General features: G+C 30.5%; 7 protein-coding genes and 1 pseudogene. 7 read left to right on the forward strand and 1 reads right to left on the reverse strand.

The window, feature by feature from the left end; translation table 11 throughout:
- Window positions 1-43: 43 nt before the first annotated feature.
- The 7 genes and pseudogenes from ORL93_RS29315 to ORL93_RS29340 all read left to right on the forward strand — a co-directional run bounded on the left by ORL93_RS29315 (window position 44) and on the right by ORL93_RS29340 (window position 5,627).
- Window positions 44-472, forward strand: coding sequence for a helix-turn-helix domain-containing protein (locus ORL93_RS29315; RefSeq protein ID WP_098712817.1), 429 nt, complete (start codon window positions 44-46; stop codon window positions 470-472).
- Window positions 473-1,016: 544 nt separating this feature from the next.
- Entirely contained in the window at window positions 1,017-1,655 is a 639-nt protein-coding gene (locus tag ORL93_RS29320) for a MarR family transcriptional regulator (protein WP_018783712.1), read from the forward strand.
- 1,262 nt (window positions 1,656-2,917) lie between these two features.
- A complete protein-coding gene (locus ORL93_RS29325; protein ID WP_265960207.1) occupies window positions 2,918-3,469 on the forward strand; it encodes a MerR family transcriptional regulator in 552 nt (183 codons plus the stop codon).
- 54 nt (window positions 3,470-3,523) lie between these two features.
- Window positions 3,524-3,727, forward strand: a complete 204-nt coding sequence (locus ORL93_RS29330) for a hypothetical protein (RefSeq protein WP_040118769.1) — start codon at window positions 3,524-3,526, stop codon at window positions 3,725-3,727.
- A gap of 34 nt (window positions 3,728-3,761) precedes the next feature.
- Window positions 3,762-4,040 carry a hypothetical protein gene (locus tag ORL93_RS29335; protein WP_018783728.1) on the forward strand — a complete coding sequence of 93 codons (279 nt, stop codon included), beginning with the start codon at window positions 3,762-3,764 and terminating at the stop codon, window positions 4,038-4,040.
- A 561-nt stretch (window positions 4,041-4,601) separates the two neighbouring features.
- A pseudogene (locus ORL93_RS31350) lies at window positions 4,602-4,782 on the forward strand (hypothetical protein).
- Window positions 4,783-5,420: 638 nt separating this feature from the next.
- Window positions 5,421-5,627 carry a hypothetical protein gene (locus tag ORL93_RS29340; protein WP_265960208.1) on the forward strand — a complete coding sequence of 69 codons (207 nt, stop codon included), beginning with the start codon at window positions 5,421-5,423 and terminating at the stop codon, window positions 5,625-5,627.
- A 605-nt stretch (window positions 5,628-6,232) separates the two neighbouring features.
- Here ORL93_RS29340 and ORL93_RS29345 read toward each other — a convergent pair.
- Window positions 6,233-6,468, reverse strand: a 236-nt coding sequence (locus ORL93_RS29345) for a tyrosine-type recombinase/integrase (protein ID WP_265960209.1), incomplete at its 5' end; no start/stop codon positions are given.

Below are 6,468 nucleotides of genomic sequence, written 5' to 3' on the forward strand. Positions count from 1 at the left end.
TGATTATGGTTTTATATGTAATGATTTCTTAGAGGTGAATAATATGAATTTAGGTTCGCAATTGAAAAAGTTTCGTGAATCAAAAAACTTTTCACAAGAAGATGTAGCTCGCAAGGTTGGAGTGACTAGACAAGCTGTTTATAAATGGGAGAGCAATAAAAGTTATCCTGATATTGATAATTTGATTTTACTTAGTGAATTGTATGAAGTAACAATTGATGAGTTAATAAAGGGATCAGAGGATGTTAGAGGGGAGTTAGATAAAAAAGATAAAGATGAATGTGAGGACGATGATGATGAAAATGATTTTGGCTTTTTTATAGGTATTGCTCTTATATTTATAGGGATATTTATTGGCATTGAAGGAATTTCTTTATTTATAACTATATTGGGAATGCTGATAATGGTATTTTATAGTGATGTAAAAAAAGCGATCATTAATGAATTTAGAATAAAAAGAAGACCGAACTAGATTGTTTTTCTAGTTTAATCTTCTTTTTATTTGCTGAAAATCGAGCGAAGCGACAACCGTTTTAGGACGAGAAAATGAAATTTCGAGACAGAAAAAACGGTAAAGGTTGTAGGGATCTCCTACTAATTCAAAAATATCGTTTTTGGTGTGTGTGATCACACACACGTAGCTTGCCTAATTATTTAGAAATCAACAGCATGAGTCAAAATGCTAGAAAAGGTGCTTGGATTAATAATTAGTTAGATGTGGTCAAATATGGGGTAGGAAAGGCTGTATTTGTTGTTCCGGTTTATATTAGTATAAAATCTTTGTTGAATTTTGTTGGGATTTCAATACCTTAAGAGACAGGAAAAACTTTTATGTAGAAATTTGTGGTAGAATAAAAAAAAGAAACCTTGCGGTAACAAGGTTTCTTTTCAAAAAATCCTAGACAGGAATAATTTAATCTATGTGTATTTTAACATGAAATTTGTATTTTGAAAATGGAATATGTATACACTTTTTAGTTTCTCGTTTTTCTGTTTAGGAAGTAGGAGGAGAAACAGTGAGTAAAGTAGTAGATTTTGGACAAGCTGAAAAAAAAGCTAAAGCAAGAGATAGTAAGATTGATAGTATTTATGATCAGTTGCAAACTGGTGGGTATTCAGAAGAAGAAAGAGCTATGCTTTTACAGATGTTAAGTAAAATGTCTGGTGGGGAAGAATATTTCATAGGTAAAAAGAAAAAGCCTACAGATCGGGTGAGATTTGTGCAAATTATAATGGATAATATAGATTATTTGATTGAAATAGGTTATTTAAGTAGTAAGGAAGAAGCTTTTTTATTCAAATTAACTTCATCTGTAGAATTTAAAACTAATGTTCTTGTAGAACGTGAGACAAATAATCCAGCATCGCCTACATATCTAGCTGAAAAGTTTAAAATGACTCGTCAAAGTATTTCTAGTGTTATGAATGGTTTATTAAAAAAGGGAGTATTAGCAGTTGCACAATCAGGTGTTACAACTGAAGATGGACGGGTTTGTACTAGTCGTACATGGTTTGTAAATCCAAATATTATGTGTTGCTCTCCTAAAGATGGAATAGATAAAGCAACTCAACATATTTTTAGAGATTCATTAAGAAATTTTAAAGTCGAAGATCAAGGAAAGAAAAAACATAAACTACCTATTTATTTATTTTAAAAGAATGCAAAAAAAATCTTGCGTTCTTTTTTTTTATGTCATTTACCTTTTTTTAGGTGTCACTTTTTTTTGACACCGGTGTCACTTTTTTTTGACACCTTATCTTCTATAAACCCTTGCCATTACTGACTTTCTTCACTTTGCTCTTCTCACTCTTATATATAGAGCTAAAAGTTCCGCAAGGAACGGGTCGTATTTTCTTTCGTTTTACTACAGAAAATCTCCACCCTTTTCGCTTTGCTACATCCTTGCGGAACTTTTTTCGGCTCGAGTTTGGATATCACCAAGCCGATACATCCAAAAGCAACTATTAGGGATCATCGGCTTGAATTTGCTATTATACGAGCCGAACCGCTAGTAATTCGATTTAAAATTTCACTTACCAAATTGATAGAATACGTTATATGTGGGGGGTCGTCCCCACACGACGAACCAACCTCAACCCCAAAAGCAAACGAAAACCCTTATTTAAACCTGTTTATTTTGCTTTTTAAGCGTCCATTTTCATTTTTACAGAAAATAGTATTGTTTTAGATCCATATTCTTTAAAACGGATTTTGAAGCGTCTGAATGATATCTCACATTTTGTTGTTTTCTGTTTTAAATTATAATCTTGTGTTTACTTATTTTAGATGGATCTCTTTTAGTATTTTAAAGTAATGTTTGATTACAATTTATAAAAAATATGTTGTCTACAGCAGGTGCACATTTGATGCTATGAAGAGTACCTTGTGTACACCTCGACTCTACTTTTAACGAAAAATACGTGTAATTGGAAAATTTTGAGTCGACCGTGAGTGCACATCCTGGAAATTTTCGTGTACCCACGTTTAAGCTAGGCTCTGCCTAGCCCCAACCCCTAGTTGGGCCCAAAAACCCCTTATGCTCTTCTCTCTTTTTTGATTCAGAATTTCCAATTTTATAAAATGACTTGCCTTTTGATAGAGTTTTATTATGTTAAAAAAACAAAAATATGATTTTAATTGTGGTTTATTGCAAGGTTATTAGAAAACTTTTTGTGGCGCGGCCATGGTCTTCGCTATATGGATTAAATAATCATTTATTAAGAAGAAAATGAAGTATGACTTAGAGATGTGAAGAATTCCGTTATTTTTATATGACAGAAGGATATAAACCTTAGTAAAATGAATTAGTAAAAACCTAGGTTTTATACCTAGGTATCAAGGTTGATTTTTTTGAAAATAACCCTTGATATTTAAAAAACTTAGGTTTTTATCTAGGTTTTAAAGGTGGGTAAAAAGATGGATAAAAGTGAAAACCTAGGTAAAGAAAAACCAGGTTATATAGCGATGACCGTTAAAGAAGTTGCACTGTGTGTGGATGAATCGCCAAATGTTATAAGAAATTGGATGAAAGAGTTAAGGACGTATATTCCTTTGGAGAAAAATGAGTCGGGTTACAATGTTTTTAATAAAAAAGCTCTTGAGCAAATGAAGATAGTTAAACAATTACATCGAGAACAGAATTACTCAATAAAACAAATTGAACATTACTTTGCTACAGGTGGAGAAAGTATAAAGCCTGTACCTAGTAAAGAAGTTGGAGAAATTTTAGCTGAAGAATTAAAAGCGTTAAAAAATGAAGTTAGTAGACTTAGAGAATATAGTGAGAAACAAGAGGAATTTAATAAATTGTTAATTGAACAACTACAAAAACAACAAGATTATATTGACAATAAGTTAGAGAACCGTGATCAGAAGTTACTTGAAACAATTAGAGAAGTACAAGAAACAAAATTATTAACGGCATCTACAGAACAAAAAGGTTTTTTCGCGAGATTATTTAGAAAATGATTTTTTGAGATTTGGTAAAGAACTTGTTATTAAGGATTTAAGGAGATAATTAGTATGAATAAAAAAGTGAAAATTTTAAAATATACTATGGTTATATTGGCTTGTATTGCAATTTTTGGTACAATTTTACCTAATGCTTTAGATCCACATGAAACGATGGCAGGTAAAATTTCAATTGCGACTTTTGGCATAGTAGGTACTTGTTTACTATTTTCTATAATGTATTTTATTGTGAAAAAGGCTATTTTAAGAGGATAAGTTGTTACATTTCTAATGAAAAGGTAGAGGATATATGTTTTTAAAAGCTTCATATTCTGAGTTTATTAATTTTATTATCCTGATTACAGTTATTTTAGTTCTATGGAGATTAAAGGTATGGTCTAATAAAAAATATAATGTTCCTAAAGTATTCAAATGGTTCCCTAAAAGATGGGGGAAAAGAAAAATTTTAGAACAGTTTTACCAATCAAAACTTGATGTTGAAGGTAAAGGGATTTGGATTACTTATTATGCTGTAGATTTATATGTTATAACTATTCCATTACAAGTGAAAAAATATAATACACTTTAATGTTCTGTTTTTTTATTAAAAAGTTTTAAAATATGGTAAGTGAAATTATAGGTATAATTTTATGTGAATATTAAAGTTAAAAAGCTAATTTTCTATGAAAATTAGCTTTTTATTTATTGTTAGCAATAATTATTGAATTGAATAAAAAATGCATTTAGAAGGAATCGTGGTTGCCGCGCATGCGGAATCGCTGAGTCCTGGCGTTTATGCCGCGAAAGTTCCTTGACGATGAGGGGAACCCTCATGCAAACTCGCCAGAGGTGGCCCCAGAAGGGCGGTTTTTGCCCGCTGGGGTTGGCTTTGGGAGTTTGAGGGTTCGGAGGCTCGTGGTCAAGGGAACCGTGGAATAAAAAGCGAGGACGGACCCCAGGACAGGGCAAAAACCAATGTCTTCGCCAAGATTCGTGGTCCTATTGTTAGAAAAAGGCGAATAAGAATATAGCATACATATAATAAGGGAATGTAGTACAGATCAGCATACAAGCATTCCCTTGCTATTAAAATGTTGTTTTTTAAGTATACTTTTATTTACATAAAACATTTGGTTTTATTATATAAAATATTATATTCGAAAAAAGTATTGCTATTTTTGAAAGCGCTTACTATAATAAGGGTACAGAGATTCAAAAAATCTTAATATAAGAATAAAGGAGGAAATAACATGGCAATCGCAATGGCAGTTTTAAAATTTGTAGGTGGAGCACTTCCATTAGTAGCAGAACTTTTAAAAGCAGTAATGTAAGTTCATTATTCCGCAATTATTTATAAAAATTATCATACAAATGATCTGTATATCAAAGATGAATTGATGTGCAGATCATTTGTATGAGCAATGTTTAAAAAAGAAAAAGAATCCTAAAAGAAATAAGGGATTCTTTTTCTTTTGAGTTTTGTTCTTAAGTATTAAATTATTTTTTGTTAAACAGATGAATAAGGAAAATAAAAAGTAAAAAAACATAATATATTATTAAATAAATTTATGTGTTGTTTTGATGCAATATTGCAGATTAAAAAGAGTTGCTAATTTTGTTATTTCAAAATACAATATAAATAATTAAATATTCAGAAAAATATAAGGAGTGATCATTATGGCAATTGCAACAGCAGTTTTAACCTTCTTAGGTGGAGTACTTCCTTTAGTAGCAACTTTATTAAAAGCATTTATGTAATATAATTTTTTCAGAGTTATTCTTAATAAAACTTATACAAATGATTCATGTATTGGAAGTGTACTCAATATATGGATCATTTGTATGGGTTTTATTAGAAAAAAGTTTTTTTGTTTTTATTTAGGTTATAGTCTGATGGTAATGAAATGACAATCAACCCCAAATGATTAGGGAATTCTTTACAATGAAAGCGCTTTCTGTTATAGTGATAATGGGTTGGATGGCACGAGTGGCTATCAGGGTATTTAGCGTAGGTGGGGCTAATACTATGGACAGGATAGAAAGAAATATTATATTGTTTTTTACTATTATGAAACTCTACATACATTATAAAAAAGGAACTGATTCATTATTTTATGAGTTGATTCCTTTTTTTATTTTATTACAGTTAAGTGAGGGTAAGGCAATTTTCTTTTGAAAAAATGTCGAATTTATCAGAATTTTGTATTTTTTTGTTGATTTATTTTATTTTTAATGCTAAACTCATAACAACAAGGAAAGAGTAAACAAAAACCCTTAGCGATTAAATTTTCAGAATGTTTAGTCTTATCGGTCAATTTACTCCATTTGATTGACATGTTTGTGTATTGAATCCTCCACTCTTTCTTTGTTTTACCCTACAAAAGAAAACAACCTGTTTTTATCCAAGTTGTTTTCTTTTGTAAAAATTTAATTATTGTTTTTATGACAGTTGGGATAATTATTGTAAAAGTTATTATGGTTTACAGAGGGGGGGGGACAGCTAATAGATTGGACATTTAATACGGAGTTTACATTACAATGGAGTGAATACAGAAAGGGGTGAAAACCAAGAAATTTGGTGTCAGTTTATTAATTTTAGAAAAGGAAGAATAGAAATATAGTGGACATACAATTACAATAAGGGAATGCAGTATAGATTAGTATACAAGCATTCCCTTTTTACGATTATGTTATTTGTTATTATAGGTATGAATGAATTCCTTACTTATATATATTCCATGTATTTTATCCACTACATATGAATAGGTAGTGGTTTATTTTTTAAATTTGAAATGTATCTAAGATATTATCTTTTTCTTCTTTATTGATACCAATATATTTGAGTGTAATTTGTGGTGTACTGTGATTGAGTATGTCTTGCAACATAGCGACATCTTTTGTTTGTTTATAGAACCAATAGCCGAATGTTTTGCGCATTGTGTGAGTTCCTATAGATTCTACATCGGCAAAATCACCGGCTTTTTGCAATTGTCGATAGGCTTGGATTTTACTAATGG

Origin of the sequence: Bacillus sp. DHT2, assembly GCF_026241455.1 — a bacterium.
Classification (GTDB): domain Bacteria; phylum Bacillota; class Bacilli; order Bacillales; family Bacillaceae_G; genus Bacillus_A; species Bacillus_A pseudomycoides.